Source organism: Avibacterium paragallinarum (genome assembly GCF_900450705.1).
Taxonomy (GTDB): Bacteria; Pseudomonadota; Gammaproteobacteria; order Enterobacterales; family Pasteurellaceae; genus Avibacterium; species Avibacterium paragallinarum.
In genome coordinates, this window is sequence record NZ_UGHK01000003.1 from 78,431 (window position 1) to 103,317 (window position 24,887).

General features: G+C 42.0%; 28 protein-coding genes, 1 tRNA gene and 1 pseudogene. 16 read left to right on the forward strand and 14 right to left on the reverse strand.

Features of this window, described 5'->3' with window-relative positions; translation table 11 throughout:
* Positions 1-10: 10 nt before the first annotated feature.
* The 6 genes from trpCF to fumC all read right to left on the reverse strand — a co-directional run bounded on the left by trpCF (position 11) and on the right by fumC (position 6,627).
* On the reverse strand, positions 11-1,420 hold the full coding sequence (gene trpCF, locus DXZ23_RS14700; RefSeq protein WP_017807238.1) for a bifunctional indole-3-glycerol-phosphate synthase TrpC/phosphoribosylanthranilate isomerase TrpF: 1,410 nt from the start codon (positions 1,418-1,420) through the stop codon (positions 11-13).
* Between the two features lie 15 nt (positions 1,421-1,435).
* Complete coding sequence (gene trpD / locus DXZ23_RS14705) at positions 1,436-2,440, reverse strand: anthranilate phosphoribosyltransferase (protein ID WP_017807239.1); 1,005 nt, start codon at positions 2,438-2,440, stop codon at positions 1,436-1,438.
* 59 nt (positions 2,441-2,499) lie between these two features.
* Positions 2,500-2,886 carry a tautomerase family protein gene (locus tag DXZ23_RS14710; RefSeq protein WP_017807240.1) on the reverse strand — a complete coding sequence of 129 codons (387 nt, stop codon included), beginning with the start codon at positions 2,884-2,886 and terminating at the stop codon, positions 2,500-2,502.
* 10 nt (positions 2,887-2,896) lie between these two features.
* Positions 2,897-3,478, reverse strand: coding sequence for an aminodeoxychorismate/anthranilate synthase component II (locus tag DXZ23_RS14715; protein WP_017807241.1), 582 nt, complete (start codon positions 3,476-3,478; stop codon positions 2,897-2,899).
* Positions 3,479-3,487: 9 nt separating this feature from the next.
* Positions 3,488-5,032 (reverse strand): anthranilate synthase component I, encoded by a 1,545-nt coding sequence (gene trpE / locus DXZ23_RS14720; RefSeq protein ID WP_017807242.1) that lies wholly within the window; start codon positions 5,030-5,032, stop codon positions 3,488-3,490.
* Positions 5,033-5,232: 200 nt separating this feature from the next.
* Entirely contained in the window at positions 5,233-6,627 is a 1,395-nt protein-coding gene (fumC, locus tag DXZ23_RS14725) for a class II fumarate hydratase (protein ID WP_017807243.1), read from the reverse strand.
* A gap of 241 nt (positions 6,628-6,868) precedes the next feature.
* On the opposite strand from fumC, the gene DXZ23_RS14730 reads away from it, so the two are divergent.
* From DXZ23_RS14730 to DXZ23_RS14770, 10 genes are all read left to right on the forward strand, one after another.
* The gene (locus DXZ23_RS14730; protein WP_021724747.1) at positions 6,869-7,312 is read left to right on the forward strand and encodes a DNA polymerase III subunit chi; all 444 of its coding nucleotides are present in this window, start codon (positions 6,869-6,871) and stop codon (positions 7,310-7,312) included.
* Positions 7,312-7,746: a GNAT family N-acetyltransferase gene (locus tag DXZ23_RS14735; protein WP_017807245.1), complete on the forward strand. Its 435-nt coding sequence runs from the start codon at positions 7,312-7,314 to the stop codon at positions 7,744-7,746. Before DXZ23_RS14730 ends, DXZ23_RS14735 begins: the two co-directional genes overlap by 1 nt.
* Positions 7,747-7,773: 27 nt before the next feature.
* Positions 7,774-7,941: a hypothetical protein gene (locus DXZ23_RS15600; protein WP_172457192.1), complete on the forward strand. Its 168-nt coding sequence runs from the start codon at positions 7,774-7,776 to the stop codon at positions 7,939-7,941.
* Positions 7,931-8,521, forward strand: a complete 591-nt coding sequence (locus DXZ23_RS14740; RefSeq protein ID WP_017807247.1) for an ATPase — start codon at positions 7,931-7,933, stop codon at positions 8,519-8,521. The genes DXZ23_RS15600 and DXZ23_RS14740 overlap by 11 nt, the downstream gene beginning before the upstream one ends.
* A gap of 6 nt (positions 8,522-8,527) precedes the next feature.
* Positions 8,528-9,490, forward strand: a complete 963-nt coding sequence (gene dcm / locus DXZ23_RS14745; protein ID WP_017807248.1) for a DNA (cytosine-5-)-methyltransferase — start codon at positions 8,528-8,530, stop codon at positions 9,488-9,490.
* Between the two features lies 1 nt (position 9,491).
* The gene (locus DXZ23_RS14750) at positions 9,492-10,241 is read left to right on the forward strand and encodes a PDDEXK family nuclease (protein WP_017807249.1); all 750 of its coding nucleotides are present in this window, start codon (positions 9,492-9,494) and stop codon (positions 10,239-10,241) included.
* A gap of 14 nt (positions 10,242-10,255) precedes the next feature.
* The gene (locus DXZ23_RS14755; RefSeq protein ID WP_021724745.1) at positions 10,256-13,120 is read left to right on the forward strand and encodes a valine--tRNA ligase; all 2,865 of its coding nucleotides are present in this window, start codon (positions 10,256-10,258) and stop codon (positions 13,118-13,120) included.
* Positions 13,121-13,236: 116 nt separating this feature from the next.
* A complete protein-coding gene (gene pgsA / locus DXZ23_RS14760; RefSeq protein ID WP_017807251.1) occupies positions 13,237-13,785 on the forward strand; it encodes a CDP-diacylglycerol--glycerol-3-phosphate 3-phosphatidyltransferase in 549 nt (182 codons plus the stop codon).
* Positions 13,786-14,160: 375 nt separating this feature from the next.
* The gene (locus DXZ23_RS14765) at positions 14,161-14,715 is read left to right on the forward strand and encodes an NAD(P)H-dependent oxidoreductase (RefSeq protein ID WP_017807252.1); all 555 of its coding nucleotides are present in this window, start codon (positions 14,161-14,163) and stop codon (positions 14,713-14,715) included.
* A gap of 11 nt (positions 14,716-14,726) precedes the next feature.
* Positions 14,727-15,014, forward strand: coding sequence for a YciI family protein (locus tag DXZ23_RS14770; RefSeq protein WP_017807253.1), 288 nt, complete (start codon positions 14,727-14,729; stop codon positions 15,012-15,014).
* 380 nt (positions 15,015-15,394) lie between these two features.
* On the opposite strand, the gene DXZ23_RS14775 is transcribed toward DXZ23_RS14770, so the two are convergent.
* The 6 genes from DXZ23_RS14775 to DXZ23_RS15605 all read right to left on the reverse strand — a co-directional run bounded on the left by DXZ23_RS14775 (position 15,395) and on the right by DXZ23_RS15605 (position 19,692).
* Positions 15,395-15,802, reverse strand: a complete 408-nt coding sequence (locus DXZ23_RS14775) for an OsmC family protein (protein ID WP_017807255.1) — start codon at positions 15,800-15,802, stop codon at positions 15,395-15,397.
* Between the two features lie 104 nt (positions 15,803-15,906).
* Positions 15,907-16,395, reverse strand: a complete 489-nt coding sequence (locus DXZ23_RS14780; RefSeq protein WP_017807256.1) for a hypothetical protein — start codon at positions 16,393-16,395, stop codon at positions 15,907-15,909.
* 97 nt (positions 16,396-16,492) lie between these two features.
* Positions 16,493-17,440 carry an IS110 family transposase gene (locus DXZ23_RS14785; protein ID WP_017805811.1) on the reverse strand — a complete coding sequence of 316 codons (948 nt, stop codon included), beginning with the start codon at positions 17,438-17,440 and terminating at the stop codon, positions 16,493-16,495.
* A 266-nt stretch (positions 17,441-17,706) separates the two neighbouring features.
* Positions 17,707-18,252 (reverse strand): N-acetylmuramoyl-L-alanine amidase, encoded by a 546-nt coding sequence (locus DXZ23_RS14790; protein WP_017807258.1) that lies wholly within the window; start codon positions 18,250-18,252, stop codon positions 17,707-17,709.
* 83 nt (positions 18,253-18,335) lie between these two features.
* On the reverse strand, positions 18,336-18,764 hold the full coding sequence (locus DXZ23_RS14795) for a Mor transcription activator family protein (RefSeq protein ID WP_017807259.1): 429 nt from the start codon (positions 18,762-18,764) through the stop codon (positions 18,336-18,338).
* Positions 18,765-19,554: 790 nt separating this feature from the next.
* Positions 19,555-19,692, reverse strand: a complete 138-nt coding sequence (locus DXZ23_RS15605) for a hypothetical protein (protein WP_158529152.1) — start codon at positions 19,690-19,692, stop codon at positions 19,555-19,557.
* A 59-nt stretch (positions 19,693-19,751) separates the two neighbouring features.
* Between DXZ23_RS15605 and DXZ23_RS14800 the strand changes: the two genes are divergently transcribed.
* The 6 genes and pseudogenes from DXZ23_RS14800 (at position 19,752) to DXZ23_RS14830 (ending at position 24,017) form a co-directional block, all read left to right on the forward strand.
* Positions 19,752-20,402: an IS1595-like element ISHpa1 family transposase gene (locus DXZ23_RS14800; RefSeq protein WP_017805306.1), complete on the forward strand. Its 651-nt coding sequence runs from the start codon at positions 19,752-19,754 to the stop codon at positions 20,400-20,402.
* Between the two features lie 232 nt (positions 20,403-20,634).
* Entirely contained in the window at positions 20,635-20,958 is a 324-nt protein-coding gene (locus tag DXZ23_RS14805) for a DUF2303 family protein (RefSeq protein WP_021724739.1), read from the forward strand.
* 73 nt (positions 20,959-21,031) lie between these two features.
* Positions 21,032-22,376, forward strand: a pseudogene (locus DXZ23_RS14810) (DNA cytosine methyltransferase).
* Between the two features lie 33 nt (positions 22,377-22,409).
* Entirely contained in the window at positions 22,410-22,535 is a 126-nt protein-coding gene (locus DXZ23_RS16075; protein WP_017807450.1) for a hypothetical protein, read from the forward strand.
* Positions 22,517-22,717 carry a hypothetical protein gene (locus tag DXZ23_RS15655; RefSeq protein WP_017807449.1) on the forward strand — a complete coding sequence of 67 codons (201 nt, stop codon included), beginning with the start codon at positions 22,517-22,519 and terminating at the stop codon, positions 22,715-22,717. Before DXZ23_RS16075 ends, DXZ23_RS15655 begins: the two co-directional genes overlap by 19 nt.
* Before the next feature lie 208 nt (positions 22,718-22,925).
* The gene (locus DXZ23_RS14830; protein WP_017807448.1) at positions 22,926-24,017 is read left to right on the forward strand and encodes a tyrosine-type recombinase/integrase; all 1,092 of its coding nucleotides are present in this window, start codon (positions 22,926-22,928) and stop codon (positions 24,015-24,017) included.
* Positions 24,018-24,057: 40 nt separating this feature from the next.
* On the opposite strand, the gene DXZ23_RS14835 is transcribed toward DXZ23_RS14830, so the two are convergent.
* Positions 24,058-24,144, reverse strand: a tRNA-Leu gene (locus tag DXZ23_RS14835).
* Between the two features lie 193 nt (positions 24,145-24,337).
* Positions 24,338-24,886: a KdsC family phosphatase gene (locus tag DXZ23_RS14840; protein ID WP_017807447.1), complete on the reverse strand. Its 549-nt coding sequence runs from the start codon at positions 24,884-24,886 to the stop codon at positions 24,338-24,340.
* Position 24,887 lies beyond the last annotated feature (1 nt).

The window sequence follows — 24,887 nt, forward strand, 5'->3', positions numbered from 1 at the left end:
TTCCTTTTACTTAATAATCTAAAATTTGTTTAAATAATTGTGCTAATTTAGTGGCATCTTTCACGCCTGCGCTGCTTTCTGCCCCTGAATTAATATCCAACCCTAAGCAATGTTGCGATAGGGCAAGGGCTAAATTTTCCTGATTAATGCCGCCAGCGAGCATTGCGTTATCTTTGATTTCAGCAGGAATGAGCGACCAATCAAAGGCTTGCCCCGTGCCGCCTTGCTGGTGAGCGAGCTGGCTGTCTAACACATAGCGATCAACTTGAGAAATTAGCTCAATTTGCACCGCACTTTGTTTTTCTAATGGCACCGAAACAGCTTGCCAAATTTGGCATTGGGCAGGTAGCAGTGAGCGAAGTTGTGCGATAAATTCTGCATTTTCACTACCGTGTAACTGCACCGCAAAGAGATTTAACTGCGAGGCGATTTTTACAATAAAATCAATTTCTTGATTTTGAAATACGCCGACAAAACGCAACGGTGCTTGCGTCACAAGTTCTTGCGCTTGGCGCAACGAAAGTTTACGTTTTGAGCTTTCCGCAAAAATCAATCCACCATATAACGCACCTTGGTTGTACACCGCTTGCACATCTTGCGGACGGGTTAAACCGCACACTTTATTTTCGCCAAAAATCACCGCTCTTACCGCATTATTCAAATCATCGCTGTCCATCAGGCTACTGCCGATCAAAAAGCCGTTTACATAAGGTTTTAATTGCTGAACTTGTTGATGAGAATAAATGCCTGATTCACTAATCATAATGCGATCGGCAGGAATTTGACTCGCAAGTGGTGGCGTGCGGCCAAGATCTACCGAAAGATCGTGTAAATCACGGCTATTGATGCCAATCACTTTCGCTCCCAAAGCAATGGCGCGTTCTAATTCTTGCTGATTGGAGGTTTCCGTTAGCACGCCCATTCCTAATTCGTGGGCTAAATTTGCCAGTTGCACATAGGTTTCATCGTCTAGCACGGAAAGCATTAGCAAAATCGCGTCTGCTTGATGATAGCGAGCCAAGTAAACCTGATAAGGGCTAATCATAAAATCTTTGCACAGCACGGGCTGGCTCACCTGATTACGCACTTGTTGAATGTAAGTAAAATCCCCTTGGAAATATTTTTCGTCCGTCAGCACGGAAATGGCTGCCGCATAATGTTTATATACTTGGGCGATTTCATCAAGGTTAAAATCCGCACGAATCAAACCTTTAGAGGGCGAAGCTTTTTTACATTCCAAAATATAAGCGGGGCGTTGGTGTGAGCCTTGTACCAATGCCTGATAAAAAGAGCGGTCGGATTTTTCAAGTTTTTTTTCAAAATCCTGCAACGGAAAGGCTTGGGATTTCTCCGCCACCCATTGCATTTTATCTTGCACGATTTTCTGTAAAATCGTTGGAGTTTGGTTGTTGATATTCATTGTTTTTTCTCTTTTTTATTCTACTGCACGCAATGCGACTAAGGTTTCAAAGGCTTTGCCCGTGGCAAGCACATCAAGCACGTTTTCGGCATTGTGTTTGAGATCCTCATAGCCGAATAATTTCATTAATAGCGCGGTGTTCATTGCTACGGCTTGGGCGTGTTCTGCCTTGCCTTTGCTTTGCAAAAGTGCGGTCAGCATTTTCGCATTTTCTTCGGGTTCACCACCACGCAGGCTTTCCAGCGGTTGCGGTTCAAAGCCGAAATCATAAGGGGTTAAATGATAATATTCAATCTGTCCATTACGAATTTCTGCTACTTCCGTTTTACCGTGAATCGCCACTTCATCTAAGCCAGCTCCGTGTACCACAATGCTGTGTTTATGCCCTAAACGCAGGGCGGTTTCTGCATAAGGGACAATGAGATCGGGGGAATACACGCCTAATAATTGATGTTTTGGGCGTGCGGGGTTACACAATGGGCCTAAAATATTGAAAATAGTGCGAGTTTTCAAGGCTTGACGCACTGGCACGGCGTGTTTAAATCCAGGGTGATATTGTTGAGCGAAAAGGAAGCAGATCCCAATATCATCAAGGGCTTGGCGAGCTTTTTCCGCAGGAATATTCACATTCACCCCTAACGCAGTCAGTACATCACTTGCCCCCGTTTTACTCGATACACTACGGTTGCCGTGTTTCGCTACTTTCAGCCCGCAAGCCGCCCCGACAATCGCTGAAGCGGTGGAAATGTTAATCGTATTCGCACCATCACCGCCCGTGCCGACAATGTCCGCAAAAACATAATCAGGCGTTGGAAAAGGCTGAGCGTTGGCTAATACTGCATTCACAGCACCGCTGATTTCTTCGGCGGTTTCACCGCGTAATTTCAACGCAATCAAGGCAGCGGCGAGCTGTTCGTTACTCAATGCCCCTTGTAATACCGCATTAAAGAGCGTTTCCGCTTGGGCTTGATTTAGAGGTTGTTTATCAAAAAGTTGGCTGAGAAGTTGTTCGGTTTGCATAGGGTATTCCTTTTCTTGTTCTCAAATCATTAAAGTGCGGTGTGTTTTTTAGCTAAATTTTAGCGATAAATGCTATAAGTTAGATCTTTCTCCTCATCGCCTGTCATTCCACGGAAGCCCCAGCAGTGGGCGGGTTGTTCGTGGATGGTAATTTCAACATCAATCGGCGAGATGCCGAGTTTATTTTCTAATTCACAAAACAGCATTTTGATTAGCCGTTTTTTGGTAAATTCCGTGCGACCTTGCATTAAATTAATTTCAATGGCAGTGAAATTTTCGCTTCGCCCACTAGGCAGGTATAAATCTTCTGCCTCCGCACCTTGAAAGTAAATAAAATGCTTGCCTTTGGGAATGTCCATTTCTAAGTTTAGGCAATGGTAAATAATCTCTGCCAGTTGCACTTTGCGTGCGGTAAGGCGTTCTTTTAATCCATACACAATAATCATCGCTTTATCCTTAATCGCGGTGGAGCAACCAATTTACCGAGTTTTTTAACAATTTCCCCCCTTGCACGGTGAGAATGCTTTCGGGGTGAAATTGAAAACCACAAATCGGCAGGGTTTTGTGGCGAATTGCCATAATAATGCCTTGATATTCGGCATTCACCACAAATTCATCAGGCAAATTTTCCCCCATTAAGGAATGGTAACGTGCCACGGGCATTGGGTTGTTCAAGCCGTTAAACATTGCTTGTTCATCGTGTTGAATGTTGGACACTTTGCCGTGTAGCACTTCGCCAGAATGCACCACATCACCGCCAAAGGCTTCGATCAGGGCTTGATGCCCTAAACAGATGCCGATCATCGGCACTTTTCCTTTTAGGCGTTGAATGAGCGGGAGCAAAATGCCCGCTTCTTGCGGATTGCCCGGCCCCGGCGAAAGGGCAAGAATGCTGTTGGGCTGCAATGCCATTTTTTCCACTAGCTCAATGTCGCAATCGTTACGGTAAATTTGCACTTGGTGTCCGAGCGTGCGGAATTGATCCACCAAGTTATAAGTGAAGGAATCGAAATTATCTAAAAATACAATATTTGCCATAATCTTTCCTTATTGAGCAAGCTGGTTGGTTTGCATAATGGCGTTGATCACTGCACGGGCTTTGTGGCGGGTTTCATCGGCTTCCATTTGCGGATCGGAATCTAGCACTTCACCACAGCCCGCTTGGATATAAGCCACGTCTTTTTGTACGAAAGCCGAGCGGATCACAATGCAGGTGTCAAAATTGCCGTCTGATGAGAGATAGCCCACCGCACCGCCATAACTGTGGCGTTTTTGTTGCTCCACTTGATAGATGAGTTGCATCGCTTTGATTTTCGGTGCGCCCGTGAGCGTTCCCATATTCATACAGGCTTGGTAGGCGTGTAGGGCATCGAGTTCAGGGCGAAGTTTGCCGACCACACGAGAAACCAAGTGCATAATGTGGGAATAGCGATCCACTTGCATTAGATCTTTCACTTGACGCGTACCGCTTTGGCACACGCGTGCGATGTCATTACGGGCTAAATCCACCAGCATTAAATGTTCCGCCAGCTCTTTTTTGTCTAAACGCAATTCTAGCTCTAAGCGTGCGTCCAATTCAGGATCAATATTGCCTTGAGCGTCAAAACCACGTGGGCGAGAGCCCGCAATCGGGTAAATTTCCAACTGGCGAGAATCTTGGCTATATTTCAACGCACTTTCTGGCGATGCTCCAAATAGGGTGAAATCTTCATCTTGCATATAGAACATATAAGGGCTTGGATTATTCACTTTGAGCTGACGATAGGTCGCCAGCGGGTTTGGGCAAGCCATTGAAAAACGGCGAGATGGCACAATTTGAAACACATCGCCAATATTAATGTGGTGCTTTAACCGTTCAATAATGGCTTTGAATGGCGTGTCTTCAATATTGACATTCACTTCTGTTGAAGCAGCCTGAATGGTTAAGTGCGGTTCGATTTTTTGTAATTTTTGCGTAATTTGCACCGCACTTTGTTTTACTGCACTGAGTGCATTTTCGTTAAAACAAAAGCTGTGAAGCTGAGCTTGCTGTTGCTGATGATCGAGAACGAGCAACTGTTCCGCGAGATAGAAAACATAGTCGGGGCAGGTTAAACCGTCATCTTGCAGTGTAATGTTTTCCATTGGAATAAAATTCGCCACTAAATCATAGGCGAACAAACCGCCTAAAAAAATCGGCGTATCCCTTGTTTTATAAAGATCCGTTAAGCAACGCAAGCCGTCAAAAATGGTCGGTGCTTGCAATTTGCTGTCCTCATCAAGATTATGACTAAGTGGAGCAAATTCTGTAATGAGCTGATTATGTTGTAATGAAATGCGTTGTGTAATAGGTTGCAATTTTTGTTGAATGAGAGGGAGCAACGCCACACCATTTTCATTTAACGCCGTAAAGGTAACACATTGCCCTAAGCAACTGATTTTTAACGTCGAATTGATTAATAATAGACTTTTTAAGCTATTTTTACTGCTGATTTCAGCGGATTCAAGTAACAATGTGTTTTTTTTATCTTGGCACAAAGTTGCAAATACTGCAGTGGGATCGTTGTGATAACCCACTTCTTGCAAAAAAACGTGGAGGAAAGGCGTTGTCATCAGAATTCCTTTGTTGCATAAAATAATTATGTACTATTAAACTAGTACAAAGAAGGTTTGTCAAGGATTGTTTTTTACCAAAAAGGAAAATTTAGCCAGAACGGCTCGTTTAATTGATTTTGCTAATAAAAATAGAAAAAATGTTGGTAAAGAATATCCCTCACCAACATTTTACATTTAGATGAATGCTAAAATTAGCCTTATTTCAAACTGCCCACCATATCTTCAGGGCGAACCCATTCGTCAAATTGTTCAGGAGTAACTAAACCTAAATTAATAGCTTCTTCGCGTAAGGTTGTACCATTTTTATGCGCGGTTTTGGCGATTTTCGCTGCATTTTCGTAGCCGATATGGGTATTTAATGCCGTTACCAACATTAAGGAGTTTTCAAGTTGTTGCTTAATGCGTGGGTGATTTGGTTCAATACCGCTTGCACAATGCTCATCGAACGATACACAAGCATCAGCCAATAACTGGGCAGATTGTAAGAAGTTATATGCCATTACAGGTTTGAATACATTAAGTTGGAAATGCCCTTGCGAGCCAGCAAAGGAAATGGTGGTGTCGTTGCCTAGCACTTGTGCACAAACCATTGTGAGGGCTTCGCACTGCGTTGGGTTCACTTTACCTGGCATAATAGAAGAACCCGGTTCGTTTTCTGGGATTAAGATCTCACCAATGCCTGAACGCGGGCCAGATGCCAATAAGCGAATATCGTTGGCAATTTTGAACAATGACATCGCTAATTGTTTTAACGCACCGTGGGTTTCCACAATGGCATCGTGTGTTGCTAAGGCCTCAAATTTATTTTCAGCGGTAATGAATGGCAAACCTGTGAATTTTGCGATATATTCCGCTACTTTTACATCATAGCCTTTTGGCGTGTTTAACCCCGTTCCCACTGCTGTGCCACCTAGTGCAAGCTGTGCAAGGTGTGGCAAGGTGTTTTTTAACGCACGCAAACCAAAATCTAATTGTGCGGCATAAGCAGAAAATTCTTGTCCAAGTGTGAGTGGGGTCGCGTCCATTAAGTGAGTACGCCCGATTTTCACCACATCTTTGAAAGCTTCCGCTTTGGCAGCGAAGGTTTTTTGTAAGCGTTCAATGCAAGGAATGGTTACTTCCACCACTTTTTTATAGGCGGCAATGTGCATTGCGGTTGGGTAGGTGTCGTTAGATGATTGAGATTTATTCACCTCATCATTCGGGTGAATAATAGATTTTTCCCCTAATTTTCCGCCGTTGAGAACGTGTGCACGGTTAGCAATCACTTCATTTAAGTTCATATTGGATTGCGTGCCTGAACCCGTTTGCCAAATCACCAATGGGAATTGGTCATCAAGTTTATGGGCTAAAATTTCATCACAGGCTTGTGCGATTAAATCGCGTTTTTCTACCGCCAACACGCTCAATTCGTGGTTCGCGTAAGCCGCCGCTTTTTTCAAATAGCCAAAGGCCTCAATAATTTCCTGAGGCATTGAAGCTGCAGGGCCAATTTTGAAATTGTTGCGAGAGCGTTCCGTTTGTGCCGCCCAATATTTATCCGCAGGCACTTTCACTTCGCCCATTGTGTCTTTTTCAATACGAAATTCCATTCTAGTTACCTCAAATGATTGAATTAATAATAAGAAAACGCGTTGAGTTTAACACTTTGTAAGTGTGAATGGAACGTAAAGGACAGGGCGAAATTTTTGTTTTGTGATATAGATCATAAAGTGCGGTAAGATTTTTTTGAATTTTCCGATGGCACCAAAATTAATGTTTTCTATTTAATGGATTTTTCGTTAAAATTGCACATTTAAAATTTGATTTCATACAGACAAAAGACGCATTTTTATGGCAAAGCAAGCACAGTTTTACATTTTACAAAAAACACAACCCAAAGCACCGTTGGACGCAATGGAAACCTTGGCTTGTGATTTGGCTGTGCAAGCTTGGCGATTAGGCAAAAAAGTGCTAATTAGCTGCGAAAGTGAGGAACAGGCTTTTCGCCTTGATGAAGCCCTATGGGCGAGAGATCCTGAAGAATTTGTGCCGCATAATTTATCGGGCGAAATCACTCAATATGCCACACCGATTGAAATTAGCTGGGCGGGTAAACGTAACGCACAACGGCGAGATCTGCTGATTAATTTACAAAACCAAGTGCCTGATTTTATTGCGAGTTTTAATCAAGTGATTGATTTCGTCCCTAATGAAGAAAGCCAAAAGGCCATCGCACGTGAACGTTATAAACAATACCGCCAGCTCGGTTGGCAATTAAGCACGGAGCAAGCCTAATGTCGTGGATTGCAAAATCTTTCGCCCAACTTAGCACAGAAGAATTGTTTGCGATTTATCAATTACGCACCGCCGTGTTTGTGGTGGAACAACAATGTGCCTATCAAGAAGTAGATCACTGGGATAAAAGTGCGGTGCATTTTTGGCAAGAATTTGACGGCAAAATCTGTGCCTACTGCCGCATTATCCCGCAGACTGATGGTATTCACATTGGCAGAGTGCTAGTAGCGCAACAGGCACGTGGCAAAGGCTTAGCCAAAGAATTAATGCAACAAGCATTGGCTTATTGCCAACAACATTGGGCCACAGAGCCAGTGTTAATCCAAGCACAAACTTATTTGCGGAATTTTTATCAATCTTTCGGCTTCCAAGCCATTTCAACGGAATATTTAGAAGATGGCATACCGCATTTGGATATGACATTAGTGAGCTAAGGTTGTGGGGAAGAAATAATGAAACCAATGACAAAAGAAGAAATTATTGAACAGCAACGGCAATTAGCCATTCGCTTTAAGCCTTGGATGGAAGATAAGAAAAAACGTGAAATTCTCACCTTCCAGCGTCCTAATGGGAATATTGTGCGCCATTATCCTGATGGACGCGAAGAAGTGATTGAATATGCGAAATAATTTAGCCATTTTTTATTGCGGTACGAATGGAGCGGGTAAAAGTACGTTGCGTTCTTTTAATCAAGATCGGGTACAAGTGGTGATTGATTCCGATCATATTGCGATGGAAATTAATCCACAAAATCCACGATTGGCAGATATTGAAGCAGGAAGAAAAGCCGTTGAATTATTTAAGTATGCCTTAAAAAATCAGGTTTCATTTTCAATGGAATCGACTCTTGCAGGAAAGTCTATTTTGCACCGTATGCAGCAAGCCAAATCAAAAGGCTTTTATGTACGGTTAAATTATGTTGGAGTAAATAGCGTATCTATTAATTTAGATAGGGTAAATGCAAGAGTACGAAAAGGCGGCCATTTTATTGATGAAGCCACAATTCGTAAACGCTATGAAATCAGTAGGCAGAATTTAATTTTAGCTTTGCCACTGTGTGATGAAATATTTATTTATGATAATTCAGCAGAAATGCCAATACTTATTTTTCATCTTTTTAAATCAAAAATGATTACACAATTTGAACAATTATTACCTGATTGGTGTGAGGATTTATTAAGAGAATTATCCAGTAGCACAAAGAAGTAATTGAGTATGGGAAATAACTTAAAATTTATCGATTTTTGCTCTGGTATTGGTGCCGGGCGACTGGGCTTAGAATTAAATGGTATGCAGTGTATTGCTCATAGTGAGATTGATCCTGCTGCTGATAAAACTTATCAACTCTTTTTTAATGATAAAAATAATTTAGGTGATTTAACCAAAATTCAGATAGATACTTTACCTGATTTTGATCTTATGCTTGCGGGATTCCCTTGTCAGGCATTCTCTATCGTTGGGAAACGAGAAGGGTTTGAAGATGAAAGAGGGCAAATTATTTATCATTTGATTGATATATTAACTTGGAAAAATATCCCCTATTTTATCTTAGAAAATGTGAAAGGGTTAGTTAATCATAATAAAGGAAAAACGCTGAAGTCTATTTTATTTTTATTGGAACAAACAGGATATGATGTTTATTATCAAACTCTAGATAGCCAATTTTATGGTGTACCTCAAATGCGAGAGCGGATCTATTTTATTGGTATTAGAAAAGATATTAAGCATCAACCTTATAAATTTCCCGAAAAAGTAGAATGTAAGGCGATTGAACATTATTTAAGTGATGAAAGAAATTATTTTTTTGATAAGGATAATCTTACTTTTAAAAAATATTTAACTAATAAATATAATCAAGGGAAAATCGATCTTAATACTATTTTGAAGCAGGACTACAACGTTATTGATTGGCGGCAATCTGATTTTCGATTGTATCAAGGAAAAACGCCCACTTTGCGTACCGGACGGCACGGGATTTTATATACAAAAAATGGAAAACTACGCAAACTAAGCGGATATGAGGCATTACTTTTACAAGGTTTTCCCATTGAAACAGCACAGAAAGTGATTGAATATCAATTACCCGACAGCAAAGTGCTTTCCCAAGCTGGGAATGCGATGACGGTAACAGTTATTCATAAGTTGGCTGAGAATTTATTACGAAGTATAGGAAAATAAAATGGATTTGGTTCAATTGGGTTCTCAGACCGCTCGAAATGGCTTTAAAAATGAACAAGATGTTGCCAATCGTTTTAATAATTGGAAAAACAGTTGTGAAGCCCAGAAATGGCTACAAATTATGGGCTTTGATATCTCAAAAATAGAGAAGGTCAAGGCAGTTGTATTAAGTGGCTATAAAACAGATGTTAATGTTCAAGTTTTTATTTTTTCTCAAAGTGCGGTGGATATTCGTAATATTCAAGTGAAGTTGGTTAGTAATAGACGTGGCTTTAATCAAATAGATAAACGTTGGGTAAGAAATTATCAGGAAATGTGGCATTTCAATGAAGAGATTTTAACCTTATTGCAATTTTTTACCGGTGAACGAAAACCTTATAGGACGGATACAAAAAGTAAAAAACGAATGTTTATGACGGAATTTACGCAACAAGAACAGAGCCTTATTTTAGATTGGTTCAAGAAAAATAAAATGCTCGTTCTTATTGATATTATTCGAGGTCGAGGAGAGTTTGCAGCCGAATGGGTACTTGTTGCCCAAAAGATACAGGATAATGCACGTTGGGTGCTCAAAAATATTAATGATGTTTTGCAACACTATAGCGAGGGAAATGTTGAGATCTCGCCAAGAGGCTCAATAAAATTAGGTAGGGTAACTATTCAACGTAAAGGTGGCGATAATGGCAGACCTACGGCAAATATGTTGCAATTCAAGATAGATCCTACAGAATTATTTGACATAAATTATTAGAACAGAGAGTAACAATGACACAAAAATTCCAAATGGCAGATCGTTTTGATCCTTCTGCCGTAGAACAAGCACTTTATAAACACTGGGAAGAACAGGGCTATTTTAAGCCGAATGAAAACCCGAATGCACCGAGTTATTGCATTGCGATTCCACCGCCGAATGTAACAGGATCGTTGCATATGGGACACGCTTTCCAGCAAACCTTAATGGATACCCTGATCCGTTTCCACCGTATGGAGGGAGATAACACCCTTTGGCAGGCGGGGACTGACCACGCAGGGATCGCCACGCAAATGGTGGTGGAGCGTAAAATCGCAGCGGAAGAGGGCAAAACTCGCCATGATTACGGCCGTGAAGCCTTTATTGAAAAAATCTGGGATTGGAAAGCGTATTCAGGTGGCACGATCAGCCAGCAAATGCGACGTTTGGGTAACTCCATTGATTGGGAACGTGAGCGTTTCACAATGGACGATGGTCTTTCTGATGCGGTGAAAGAGGTGTTTGTGCGCCTGCACGAACAAGGCTTGATTTATCGTGGGAAACGCCTTGTAAACTGGGATCCAAAACTGCACACCGCGATTTCCGATCTCGAAGTGGAAAATAAGGAAAGCAAAGGCTCGCTCTGGCATTTCCGCTATCCATTGGCGAACGGTGAAAAAACGGCGGACGGTAAGGATTATTTAGTGGTGGCGACCACCCGTCCTGAAACAATGCTGGGAGATACGGCGGTAGCGGTACACCCTGAAGATGAACGCTATCAATCTCTTATCGGCAAAACCGTGATTTTACCACTGGCGAATCGTGAAATTCCGATTATTGCTGATGATTATGTGGATCGTGAATTTGGAACGGGGGTAGTGAAAATCACACCTGCCCACGATTTCAACGACTACGAAGTGGGTAAGCGTCATCAGTTGCCAATGGTAAATGTGATGACATTAAATGCCGATATTCGTGATGAAGCGGAAATTATCGGCGTGGATAATAAACCGTTGGCAAATTATGTGGCTGAAATTCCTGAGAAATATCGTGGAATGGAACGTTTTGCCGCACGTAAACAAATCGTGGCGGATTTCGAGGCTTTAGGTTTGTTGGAAGAAATTAAACCGCACGATCTTAAAGTTCCTTATGGCGATCGTGGTGGCGTGCCGATTGAGCCAATGCTGACTGATCAATGGTATGTGAGCGTAAAACCGTTGGCAGAAGTGGCGACCAAAGCGGTGGAAGAAGGTGAAATCCAATTTGTGCCGAAACAATATGAAAACCTCTATTTCTCGTGGATGCGTGATATTCAAGACTGGTGTATTTCTCGCCAACTGTGGTGGGGACATCGTATTCCAGCTTGGTATGATGAAGAAGGCAATATTTATGTGGCTCGCAGTGAAGAAGAAGTGCGGTCAAAATATCACTTAAATTCTGATGTGAAACTCAAACAAGATGAAGATGTGCTAGACACGTGGTTCTCTTCTGCTTTATGGACGTTCTCCACGCTTGGCTGGCCGCAGCAAACAAAAGAACTGAAAATGTTCCACCCAACAGATGTGTTAATCACAGGTTTTGACATCATTTTCTTCTGGGTTGCTCGAATGATTATGTTCACTATGCACTTCATCAAAGATGAAAATGGCAAACCGCAAGTGCCGTTCAAAACCGTGTATGTAACGGGCTTGATCCGTGATGAAAACGGACAAAAAATGTCGAAATCAAAAGGCAACGTGCTTGATCCGATTGATATGATTGACGGCATCAGCCTTGAAGATTTGTTAGAAAAACGCACCGGCAATATGATGCAACCGCAATTAGCGGAAAAAATCGCCAAGGCGACACGCAAAGAGTTTGCCGATGGCATCGCTGCACACGGTACAGACGCATTACGCTTCACCCTCGCCGCCCTTGCCAGCAATGGACGCGACATTAACTGGGATATGAAACGTTTGGAGGGTTACCGCAATTTCTGTAATAAGTTATGGAATGCGAGCCGTTTCGTTCTAACCAATGAGAAGTTCGATTTGTCTGAGGGTGAGGTGGAATATGGCCTTGCGGATCGTTGGATTCAATCAGCGTTTAACCGTACAACCCAAGCTGTTCGCACTGCATTTGGGCAATATCGTTTTGATTTGGCTGCCAATGCGATTTATGAATTTACTTGGGATCAGTTCTGCGACTGGTATTTGGAACTCACCAAGCCTGTGTTTGCTCAAGGCTCAGAAGCTCAAAAACGTGGGGCGAGCCGTACGCTAGTGAATGTGTTGGAAAAATTGTTGCGTTTAGCTCACCCGATTATTCCATTCATCACCGAAGAAATTTGGCAAAAAGTGAAAGGCTTTGCGGGCGTGAGTGGCGACACCATTATGCTTCAGCCATATCCGCAATGTGAGCCGAGTCAAATTGATGAGCAAGCCGAACAGCAAATCAACTGGCTGAAAGAGATTATCATCGCGGTGCGTAATATCCGTGCGGAATGTAACATCGCACCGAGCAAAGAACTTGAGTTGTTGTTGCGTAATCTGCCAAGTGCTGAAAAAACGGTGCTAGAAAACAACCGCACTTTATTGCAGGCAATGGCGAAGCTCGAGCGAATTGAAGTGCTAGAAGCGGGTAGCGAAGCCCCGTTCTCGGTAACGAAATTAGTGGGGGGAACAGAGTTGCTGATTCCAATGGCAGGTTTCATCGACAAAGCCACTGAATTAGCACGTCTAACCAAAGAGCTAGAGAAACTCAATGGCGAAATTGCTCGCATTGAAAACAAGTTGACCAATGAAGCTTTCGTGGTAAAAGCGCCAGAGCAGGTGATTGCCAAAGAGCGAGAAAAAATGCAAGGCTATCAAGAAGCCATTGCAAAAGTTCAAACTCAATACCAAGTGATTGAAGCACTGTAAATCTTGTGAAATATCCTTCTTTTCAGAGGGATATTTTTTTAAATAGTGTTTTCTAATTAGAAAAATATGCTTTAAAATAATCAACGATTATCTATTTTCTGTGATTGTTACATCCTATGAAATTAAATTTCCCTACAATTCTGACCCTATTCCGTGTGATTTTAATCCCATTTTTTGTCTTGACGTTTTATCTCCCTTTTTCTTGGGCACCATTTTTAACCACTGCGATCTTTTTTGTCGCAGCTGTTACAGACTGGTTTGATGGCTATCTAGCGCGAAAATGGAATCAAAGCACGCCATTTGGGGCGTTTTTAGATCCTGTGGCGGATAAAGTAATGGTGGTTGCCGCCCTAGTTTTAGTGGTGGAATATCAGCATAGTTTTTGGGTAACCTTGCCTGCAATCGTAATGATCTCAAGGGAAATTATCGTGTCTGCCCTGCGTGAATGGATGGCTGAAATCGGCAGCCGCAACAAAGTGGCGGTGTCTTGGCTCGGAAAAGTGAAAACCGCTTCACAAATGCTCGCATTAGGTGGATTGCTATGGCGTTATAATGTGTTAATGGAAATTGCAGGTATCGTGTTCTTGTATATCGCCGCCATTTTGACCGTTTGGTCTATGCTACAATATCTCAAAGCCGCAAAAGATAATTTATTAGAAGAATAAAAGTTTCAAAAATTACACCGCACTTGGATAGATAAGTGTGGTGTTTTTCACCGTATTTTTCTGATGACATTGTTCAAAGTAGCTAAGATCATTCTAGTCAAATTTTGCTTTAGCTAACTTACCTTTTTCTATTCGTACGAGTTTGATTATTGTACTTCAAACCATCCATTCTTCGATTTCCCCTAATTCTGTTTTAGCCATTCTTAATCTAGTCAATACAATTCACTTTGTCTATACTGTGCAACCTATTCATTCATTGTCGTTTCAGTCCAAAATAAGACAAGGCAATGAGCCGAAGACAGTATAGATAGTACGGCAAGGCGAAAGAACGCCGTATTATTTTGAAATCAAACGACAACACATAAGGAAAAAACAATGTCTATTCTCATCATCTCCAGCCACCCCAATTTAACCCAATCGGTGGCGAATCAAACCATTTTGAACCAGTTAAAAAAACTTTTACCAACGGCGGAATTTGTGCATTTGGATAGCCAATATCCTGATTTCCGTATTGACGTAGCGGCGGAGCAAAACCGTTTAATGCAAACGGATACCATTGTGTTGCAATTTCCGTTTTATTGGTACAGCTATCCTGCCTTGCTGAAAAAATGGGTGGACGAGGTGTTTGTGTATGGCTTCGCACACGGTTCAACGGGCGATAAAGTGAAAGGCAAAAAGCTGGTGATGTCGTTCACCACGGGTGCGGCGGCGGAGCTGTACCAGCCAGAGGCTGCGATGCACCACACGGTGGAGCAGTTTTTGCCAGCGTTTCAACAGCTTGCCTTTTTGTGCCAAATGGAATGGCAGCCGCCTGTGTATTCCAACGGTATGACGACTATTCCCAACGTCAGCACGCCTGAGCAAATCGTTGAAGTGCAAGCCAAAGGGGTGGCACACGCCGAGCGTTTAGCGGCACAGTTGCAAAAATAAGGAAGTGCGGTATGTTTTTAGTACAGATTTCATTAGCACCCAGCGACGCGGTGAACGCCTTATTAGACGGACACCGTGCGTGGCTGAAACAATACGCCGAGGCAGGCAACTTCTTGCTGTTTGGCCCCTACGATAATCATAAAGGCGGTTTGATTATCGCCCAAGCGGAAAACAAAGAAGCCTTGCAACATATTTTGACGGAAGATGTGTTTTACCGTAATGGATTAGCCGATTATCAGATCATCGCTTTTAGTGCTAAATTTATCAATATAGAAAGTTTGCAGGTACAAATTGTTTAGTTACAAAAGATGTAAAAAGCTATTGTTGTTGATAGCGTGAAAGGCATATTTATTTAATCGGTGATGATGTTGTGAAGTTGGGCTCAGTTATGATCGCAGATGACACCGTAAATCTTCGGATTAGCAGGCGGGGGATATTTGCCTCACTTCGCTCATCTGTCTCAGTTTATATGGCATTGCTTGTTTTTCTTGCTATTGGGCAGAAAGCAGGCTATTTGAAAAAAGCGAAATTAGGCGTTAAGATTTTTTACACCCATCAATAAGGACAAGCTTAGATTTGTCCTTATTTTTCTATTCAATATTTCTTCCGTATAAAGAAAAGTTAAAATAAGCAAAAAAATACGTCTAAACTAACCGTATTTTTTCACAAACAAGATGTTTTAGAGGTAATGAAAACGGAACTCTTGCACTAATTCTGCACTTAAACTTTTTGACACAGGGCAGGTGTGTGCTGCTTCTTCTAAAACACGGCGACTGTTTTCATCTAGCTCTTGGGATAAATAAAAATCCAAGCTAACGCGAGCCACCCTACGCGGATTTAATGCCATTTCTTTTTCAATTTCAACTCTAGTACCACGTAAATCAAGATCCAACGTCTTCGCCTTAATGCCCATAATCGTCATTGCACAAGCAGCGAGGGAAACCGCAAGTAAATCTGTTGGTGAAAATGCCTCACCCTTGCCATTGTTATCCACAGGGGCATCTGTGGAAATTTTATCGCCACTTTGCAAATGCACCATATCGTTGTGTAAATCGCCTGTGTAATGAAGTGTTGAGATGTGTCCCATATTAAACTCCTTTTGCTATGATGATGTTGTTAAGATGATGTTTTTTCAAGCGTTAGATTAAAACAGTCGTGATGTGGAAGCAAGGAAAAAAGTGCGGTCATTTTTCACCGCACTTTTTTATTAGCATTAGCCATATTCCCCCACATCATCACCGCACTCAACATCGCGGAAGCAGCCATTATCCACGCCATTGCCCACGCGCTGCCGTCTGAAAAGGCGGCGAGCAGCAGGGAGGAGATGATGCCACTGCCGTATTGCAATGACCCCATTAGTGCCGAGCCTGAGCCTGCCATTTCGGGGACGCGATCGAGGGAGGCAATGGTGGCACAGGCGGCGATGATGCCAACCATTGAGAAATAGAAAAATACGCTGATGATGAGGCTCACCATACCGCCGATGTGGGTGTAGGCAAAAAAGGCGATAAACAGCCCCATTAGGCTGGCGAAAGCGGTGGTGGCACGCAATAGCTGATCGAGGTTAAAGCGTTTCACCAAAAAGCGATTGGCGAGGCTCAATATCATTACGCCGACAATGTTCAACCCAAACAGCCAGCCGAAATGTTGCGGATCAATGTGGAAATGATCAATATACACTTCAGGCGAGCCGATGATAAAGGCGTAGTTACCGATGTAGAAAAAGGTAACGCAAGCAACTGTATTCAGCTAAAAAGCAAAAATACAAATTCGTTAATTAAAGTGCGTGAGCGTCCCATTGCGAGTCATCGCGGACAATCGCATTTAAAATGGTGAGAAGCTTACGCATACAGGCGTTAATCGCCACTTTGAACGCCTTACCATTAGCACGTAAGCGTTCGTAAAATTGTTTGAGTTTAGGCTCAAAACGCACACAAACAAATGTTGCCATATACAGTGCATTTCGTACGGCTTTGCGACCACCTGAACAGCGGCTTTTCCATTTGGTGTTGCCACTTTCTTTAGGATGGGGTGCAACACCAACAAGTGAAGCGATTTGTTTATGTGTGTATTGACCTAACTCAGGCAACATTGACATCAAAACGGCTATTGTTTGTGTACCCAACCCTTTGATGTCTTTAAACTTTTTTATTGTATCGTCAAAATGTTTGAGATGCTGTTCGATTTCCCTATCCAGCTCATCAATACGCAGGCTGAGATAGTCGATATGCTGTTCAACACTGAATACTTGTGTGGAATGAACTTGTTCAAGGCGGTTTTTCTCCGCAAAACGCATTTCAACAAGCTGATTACGGCGTGAAACAAGGGCTTCAAGCTGTTCCTGCTCGGGAGTGGGTGGTATGTAAAGCTGCTGTGCTACATTATCACGCATTGCGAGCATTTGGGCGTAAAAAGCCAACATTTTGGCATCTTTATTGTCGGTTTTTGCTAGTGATTGCGACATCGCAAACTGATTGGTTTGTCGCGGGTTAGCAATCACCACACGAAAGCCTGTGCGGTGGAGTGCTTTAGCTAATGGAAGTTCAAGCCCACCGGTGCTTTCAAGGACAATTAAGTCCACACTGAAACGACGTAAATACTCAATGGTATGCGCAATCCCTTTCGGATTGTTGGTTTCGGTCTTAGTTCGTTTTTGGGTAGAAAGCCCAATGACGAAATGACGTTTAGCAACATCAATACCACAATAAGTTTGTTCATTCATCATTAACCTGCCTTGCATTCGGGTTTAAGTCTGGCAACTGTTCGGTTTTTTGGTGAAATGTTATCTGCTCTCATTGCTACAACTCGGTTTGTTGCCTAGGGCGGACGCGAGATGCAGATAACGGGGTTTTGTTGCTATTTTATATTAATTTTAATATACAAGGGGCGTACCGCGTACGCCCTTTTATTTCCTTATTCGGGTTTATGGGGCGTATGCGATACGCCCTTACCAATCCCCCTCTTTGAAAAAGAGGGGCTAGGGGAGATTTCTTAATCCTTAAACAAATGATCAACGTTAATAATTTCTTCGGCGTCCAACCATTCCCACACATCAAAACACGGGCAATCCTTAAGCCACTCATTCGGGCTAATCGTGCCGTCGCCATTTAAATCAGGCGATAAATCACGATGTCCATAAATGCGTGCTTCTGGGTATTTTGCTTCAAGCTCACGCAACAGCTTGTGCAATGCTTGCCACTGCTTGGCGGTAAAACGTCCATAATTTTTGCCATCAATACTGACACCACCCACAAGGCAAATGCCTAGACTGTGGGCGTTATGCCCTTTAACGTGCGCCCCGTTCTCACCCTCTTGACGACCTGTTTCTATCGTGCCGTCCGTATCAATGACAAAGTGGTAGCCAATATGCGACAAGTGCGGGTTAAAATGTTGGGTATTGATAGGATTACGCCTAAAACCACGCTGTTTGTGCCAGTTGTCAATCACTTGGGCTGCTGACTGGGTTTTATTGCGTAAGGGTTTACCGTTCTGTGTGGCAGAACAGTGGATCACGATTTTTGTAATAGGAAAGGGCATAAAAAAACCTCAATAATCAAAGACATTATTGAGGTGATTATCAGATTTGTGTGGTTAGCCTAATAGACAAAGCACTTCCACAGTTAAAATAGGGATGATTGGGTCGCAAGCGGTGAGTTGCGTTGGGCATTACGCACAATTTCCCACGCCTGGCGATCAGAAAGGGCATATTTGGGGCAAAGTTCTAACATTGCTGTGCGTCCGCTTTTTTCTTCTACTTGAGTTTTAATCAAAAATTCATTCACAAGGCGGGTGTTGCGCAAGGTTCTTAATGCCACTTCACAGCGAGGAATATAGATTTCTTCACTTTTAAAATACTGGCGTAAAATCGTGGCATTTTCTCGTCCAATCAGGCTTTTCAGGCGTGGGAAATAGATTGCTCCATCACTAAATAAAAAACATACCCCACCAAAATGACGAACGATTTTTTCCGTAACCTCAAAACCCACCAAATCCACCATCTCCAGCACAACAGGGGGTAAGCAATCTGCAACATCTTCAAAATGACTCATTTTTAATCTCCCGTCTTGATTTCTTAGGCATTATCACACGGGATTTTTCAATCGATCACTTAACTGGGGAATTTTTTTGAAAAAAATCCCGCACTTGGCGGGATTTTGAATTAAAAGTAATGAATATAGATTTTAAAAGGTTTATTTTTCGCTCTTAACCAGTTTCCATTAGGTAAACGACGAGCCCAGCGAAGAATAAAAATACCTCTTTCATCAGAATATTCCATAAGGAACTCCTTTTTAATGAAAGAAATTCCTTGAGCTAACACGAAATAATTTGTATAATTCCCATCGCTTTTCTAAATGTCAAGCAAAAGAACACAAATTGATTCCTTGTATTTCAAGGAATTTCGTGGTTAAGGTATCATATATTTCGGTCGGGTAAACTTCGATATATGATAACCAAATTGTAGCCCCAAATAGGTTTAACTTATTTGGGGTTTTCTCTATCTTGTGCTTTTCTCCTTAGAGAAACACGAGATATTGAGCTTATTCTATATGACAAAACGATCAAAAGCAAGAAATTGATCGGCAACACCTATTAAATCCTTTCTCAAACCCTCATAGCAAGCCTAAAATGGTTAATTAATGGGGTTACCCCTCTTTAGCTTAAAAATCGCTTATACCCCCTAAAAATTGGATTTTATTTTACATAAAAATGAATGCTAAGTAGGTAAATATGGGTAAATATAAACAAATATGAACAAAAGGGGAGAATATATGAGAAAAAATTGCATTTTTATGCAATAAAAATCCCAGTTTTTATTCTGGGATTGGGGAGTTAAGTTAATTAATCAGCTACAACTATTGGCAAAAGTTGCAAGGTGATTTTCCAAGCCTTTTCAGCATCACTTGGCGATAATACTTTGCAATCAACATATTCATTGCTGTAATCACCCGTGTCTGTTTCGTCTGAGTTTGTTATCAAAATAATTTGGGGCTGTCCTAGATAACAACTAAAAAATCTATTTAGGTTAGAATGAACCAATGAGAAAAAGTCGTCTAAGTCAGCACAAACAAAATAAACTCATTGAGCTATTTGTTGCAGGTGTTACTGCAAGGACAGCAGCAGAGTTAGTCAATGTAAACAAAACGACTGCCGCATATTACTTTCATCGTTTACGCCAACTCATCTATCAAAACAGCCTTCACTTAGAGATGTTTGAAGGTGAAATTGAAGCCGATGAAAGTTATTTTGGCGGTGCTCGCAAAGGCAAACGTGGTCGTGGTGCGGCAGGGAAAATTGCGGTATTCGGGCTTCTCAAGCGCAATGGCAAGGTTTATACCGTTGCGGTTCCAAATACGCAATCTGCCACCTTGTTACCCATTATTCGGGAGCAGGTAAAGCCTGATAGTATTGTTTACACCGATAATTATCGTAGTTATGACGTGCTTGATGTGAGTGAATTTAGTCATTTTCGTATCAATCACAGCACACATTTTGCTGAAAATCATAACCACATTAACGGAATTGAGAATTTTTGGAGCCAAGCAAAACGCCATTTACGCAAATTTAATGGTATCCCAAAAGCGCATTTTGAGCTTTATTTAAAGGAATGTGAATGGCGTTTTAATTACAGCAACATAAAAAGTCAAATTTCTATTTTAAAACAATTGGTTAAAGGGAGTTTAGTCTAGTTATCTAGGACAGCCCCTATTATTTACTAGATGAAAATAAAAATGTTATTAGCTCACTGATTAATAATTATATTCCTGATTGTTTACCTAATGATTATGGCGATTATATTGATTTACATATTGATGAAGCGGGTAAGGTTACCAATATGCCTAACAAATTAATATTTGATCAGTTCTTTGGTGGTTGCAGTGAATGATCAATAAAATTTAACCGCTAAATAGCGGTTTTTTATTGGAGAAAAGGAAAGCGTATGAAGATCACGAAGTCGGTGATTTTTCGGCATCACGTTCAGCGATGGAAAGTGTTGAGGCCAAAAGTAAGTTACAGTTACCAAAATATTTTGTTTTCAACACTGTTACTTATAAAGGTCTAGATTGCCAAGCCTTTACCTTACGTCTCTCAATTTTAACTGGTGGTGATAAACCTGTATTAGTTGCTCGTCTCATTAAAGCAGAGCAAATCCAAGAAGCGATCGCGAAAGAATTTGCCGATAAATTAACAAGCGAATTAAAAGATACAGATATTACCGTTAATATTGGAACAGTAGAAATTTAACAAAATAAAACCGCTCTTTTAAGACCAATAAGCCACTGTAACAAGTGGATTTTTTATTATCGCAAGGAAATTTATGTTTACTTACGGATCTGTTTGTTCAGGCATAGAAGCTGTTACCTGTGCTTGGCACACATTCGCTACTCCCCTATGGTTTAGTGAGATTGAACCTTTCCCAAGTGCGGTACTTGCTCACCATTTCCCCAATGTCCCAAATTTAGGCGATATGACCTTATTACCGCAAAAAATACTTAATCGAGAAATCCCTGCTCCAGATGTGTTAGTGGGTGGCACACCTTGCCAAGCATTTTCAGTGGCAGGAAACCGACAATCCCTAAATGACGACTGGGGAAATTTAACCTTAGTTTTAATCCATATTTTAGAGGCAATTGATTATGTCAGATACCAAAATGGACAACGTCCCTGTGTACTTGTGTGGGAAAACGTGCCAGGTGTGTTATCCACCAAGGACAACGCATTCGGACACCTTTTGGCTGGATTGGCTCAAGAATCAAAGCCTTTACAACCAGCAGGGCGAAAATGGACAAACGCTGGTTATGTGCATTCAAAACGCACCCTCGTCTGGCGAACCCTCGACGCTCAATATTTCGGAGTCGCCCAACGCCGTAAAAGAGTGTTCCTTGTGGCAAGTGCTAGAGGGCGAAGTGTCGCCGAAATACTCGTTGAGCGCCAAAGCCTGTCTGGGAATATTACGCCGTGCGGAAATCCGCAAGAAAACTCTACCGCCTTTGCTGAAAGCAGCTTTGGAGCATACCGTTCAACAAACATCGCTGGGACGCTAAAACGTTGCGGTGGTGCGTTAAGTGGCGGTCATTATACACGGAACGCAAAACCCGATGATTGCTAAAAATCAAGCCTATTGTTTGGGACGAAATAATGGACAAGAAAATGTCCTTTTTGAAATCAAAGGCGTGGAAGCGGTAAGGATAGCGAAAAAATCCTTATCCCCCACGTTAAAAACTCGAATGAGAACAGGCGGTAACAACGTCCCCTGTATTACTCTTACAGGTAACACCATCGGACGGCAGCCTCATAACGGCGGTAATGGCAACGGCTTTGGTGACACGGATGTTCACGCCGTTGCTTACGACAACCAATGTGTGAGCTGGAACGGCGATACAACGCCTAAGAGTAGCAATAACATTGCCCTCACAATGCGGGCAAATCAAGGTAGCGAAGGATATGGTGTCGCTTATGATCATACTATAAGAAAGCTCACGCCAAAAGAATGTGAACGGTTACAAGGCTTCCCTGACGATTACACGAAAATCCCCTATCGTAATAAACCCGCGGAACAATGCCCTGATAGTCCACGCTATAAAGCAATTGGAAACAGTATGGCTGTGCCTGTTATGCAATGGATTGGGGTACGATTATCAGATTATTTACAACAAGCCTAAACTAGCAAGTTGGGCTTTTTTATTGGAGAGAATATGAACAACGATGATAAGCATCTCTTATTAGTGATGGCTGTATTTTATCTGTTGGCATTGCTTGCTTTTGTGGGATTGCCAGTGGCAATAATAACTTGGGTGATTAAATGGATATGGATAAATTAATTAAATCGAAAGCAAGGGTAAAAGATTTTGGCGAAGTGTTTACTAGCGAGAAATTGGTCGCCAAAATGCTAAACCTGCTTCAGCCTGGCCTTTTACAAGGTCAGCTTACAACAAAATACCCGATCCATTCACTCGGCAAAGTTGTTGCCGATAGAAGGGGAGCTGGGGATTTAGTGGGGTAGGAATGGAAGAAACGCTAACAATTAAAGAAGTGGCCACTAGGCTTAAGATGAGTTATGGCGCAGTTTATGCTCATCGGTTTCATTGGGGCTTTTTCCGTATGGAAGGATCTCGAGTATGGCGAGTAAGTAAAACAACGCTTGATCAGAAACGGCAAAACACGCAAAATGTTTGCCGATTAGACGATCAGGTCGGCGATAAGGAGAAATTATGCCGATCAGAAAAAATGAATTCGGTGTATGGCAAATCGATATTACCACACCGAGCGGCCAGAGAATTAGACGCTCTGCTCAAACAACTGAAAAGAAATTAGCCCAAGAGTTACACGATAAGCTAAAACACGAATATTGGCAAGTCGAGAGACTCAATAAAAAGCCCGAAAGAACGATCGAAGAAGCACTAATAAGGTTTCTTGAAGTTTCGCAAGGGCAAAAAGATTTTAAGACCAAAATACGCCACACGGAATATTGGCGATCTGTATTGGCTGGGCGAACTCTTAGCTCTTTAACAACTGATGATATTGTAAATAATCTCCCTACGCACAAAACAAGTACGGGGGAAAAATTATCGCTATCCACACAAAACCGTTATCGTAGCTCAATAATGCGTGTTTTATCGCTTGCTCAAAAAGCAGGTTGGATAGATAGTATCCCTTATATCCCTAAAAATAAAGAGCCTAAAGTTAGGGTGCGCTGGATCACTCAGCCACAAGCCCTTGAACTTCTTAACGCATTGCAGCTTAGCTGGATGCGAGATGTGTGTGCTTTTGCTCTTGCCACCGGGGCAAGAATGACTGAAATTTTATCGTTTACTTGGGATAAAATAGATCTTTCTCGCAATATTGCTATTGTAAGTAGTGATATTGCTAAATCAGGGCGTGCAAGATCGCTATTGTTAGGCGAAGAAGCTTTATCCATAATCGCAAGGCGGCGGGAAGAACAACTATCACCCTATGTTTTTCACCGTGGTAAGGGGAAGCGAATAATAGAAGTCGATCGTGATGACTTCAATCGTGCGGCCAAGCGTTGCAATATTAATGATTTTCGCTTTCACGATTTACGGCATACTTGGGCAAGTTGGCACGTCCAAAACGGTACGCCATTAATGGTATTGAAAGAACTTGGTGGCTGGGAAACATTGGAGATGGTCAAACGTTATGCGCATCTCAATGCAGACCATCTGTTAAGCTACACAAATCACGTCAAACTTACGTCAAAGTGCCTTTTAGACACGACAAAATTTGATGCTAAAAATGATATTTTGGATAGTTCACCAGAAAAGAAAAAAGCCGTAAGTTATTGATTTGAAAGGCTTAACCTACAGCTTAACACGAAATTCTTAATGGTGCCAGTGGCCGGACTCGAACCGGCACGCTTTTAAGGGCGGCGGATTTTGAATCCGCTACGTCTACCAATTTCGTCACACTGGCAAAATATTCTATTTAAAAAATAGCTTTGTTTTTAGGACGAAGCGAATTATACGAGTTTCATTTTTACTTGCAAGTAAAATTTATTTTTTTTGGTACAAGTGCATTAAAATTATTCAATCCCTCCGCATTAATTGTCGTTTAAATTTAAAAAATAGCGATTTATAAATAAAAAAGAATAGCTATGGCTGTGAAGCTATTGTGCCATATTTTCAACGGTTTTCAAAAAACCGCGAGCGGTGGCATAGGCATCGCTTGTGCCTTGGGCTTGCATAATCATATCCGACATTTCTCGAAACGCCCCTTTGCCGCCGTGATGTTGTAACACATAATCCGCACAGTTTTGTACATAATCCATCGCATCGCCCACCGCAAAGGAAAGCCCGCACACGGCGAAAGCGGGGAGATCGATGCTGTCATCGCCAATATAAGCGGTTTGCTCGGGGGTAACGCCCGCTTGCTGCATTAATTCAAAGCAGGCACTTTCTTTTTCTAATTTGCCGAGCAGAAAAAGGCTGATCCCTAAATCGGCAAGGCGTTTGCGTAAAATCGGCGAATCCCGTCCCGATAACACGGCAACTTGCACGCCATTTTCCATTAACATTCTAATACCTAATCCATCGCGAACGTGGAAACTTTTGATCGCTTCGCCATTGGCATCGTAATGGAGAAGCCCGTCGGTGAGAACGCCATCAACATCGGTAATCACCAGTTTTATTGCTTGGAGTTTTTCATTTAAAATCATA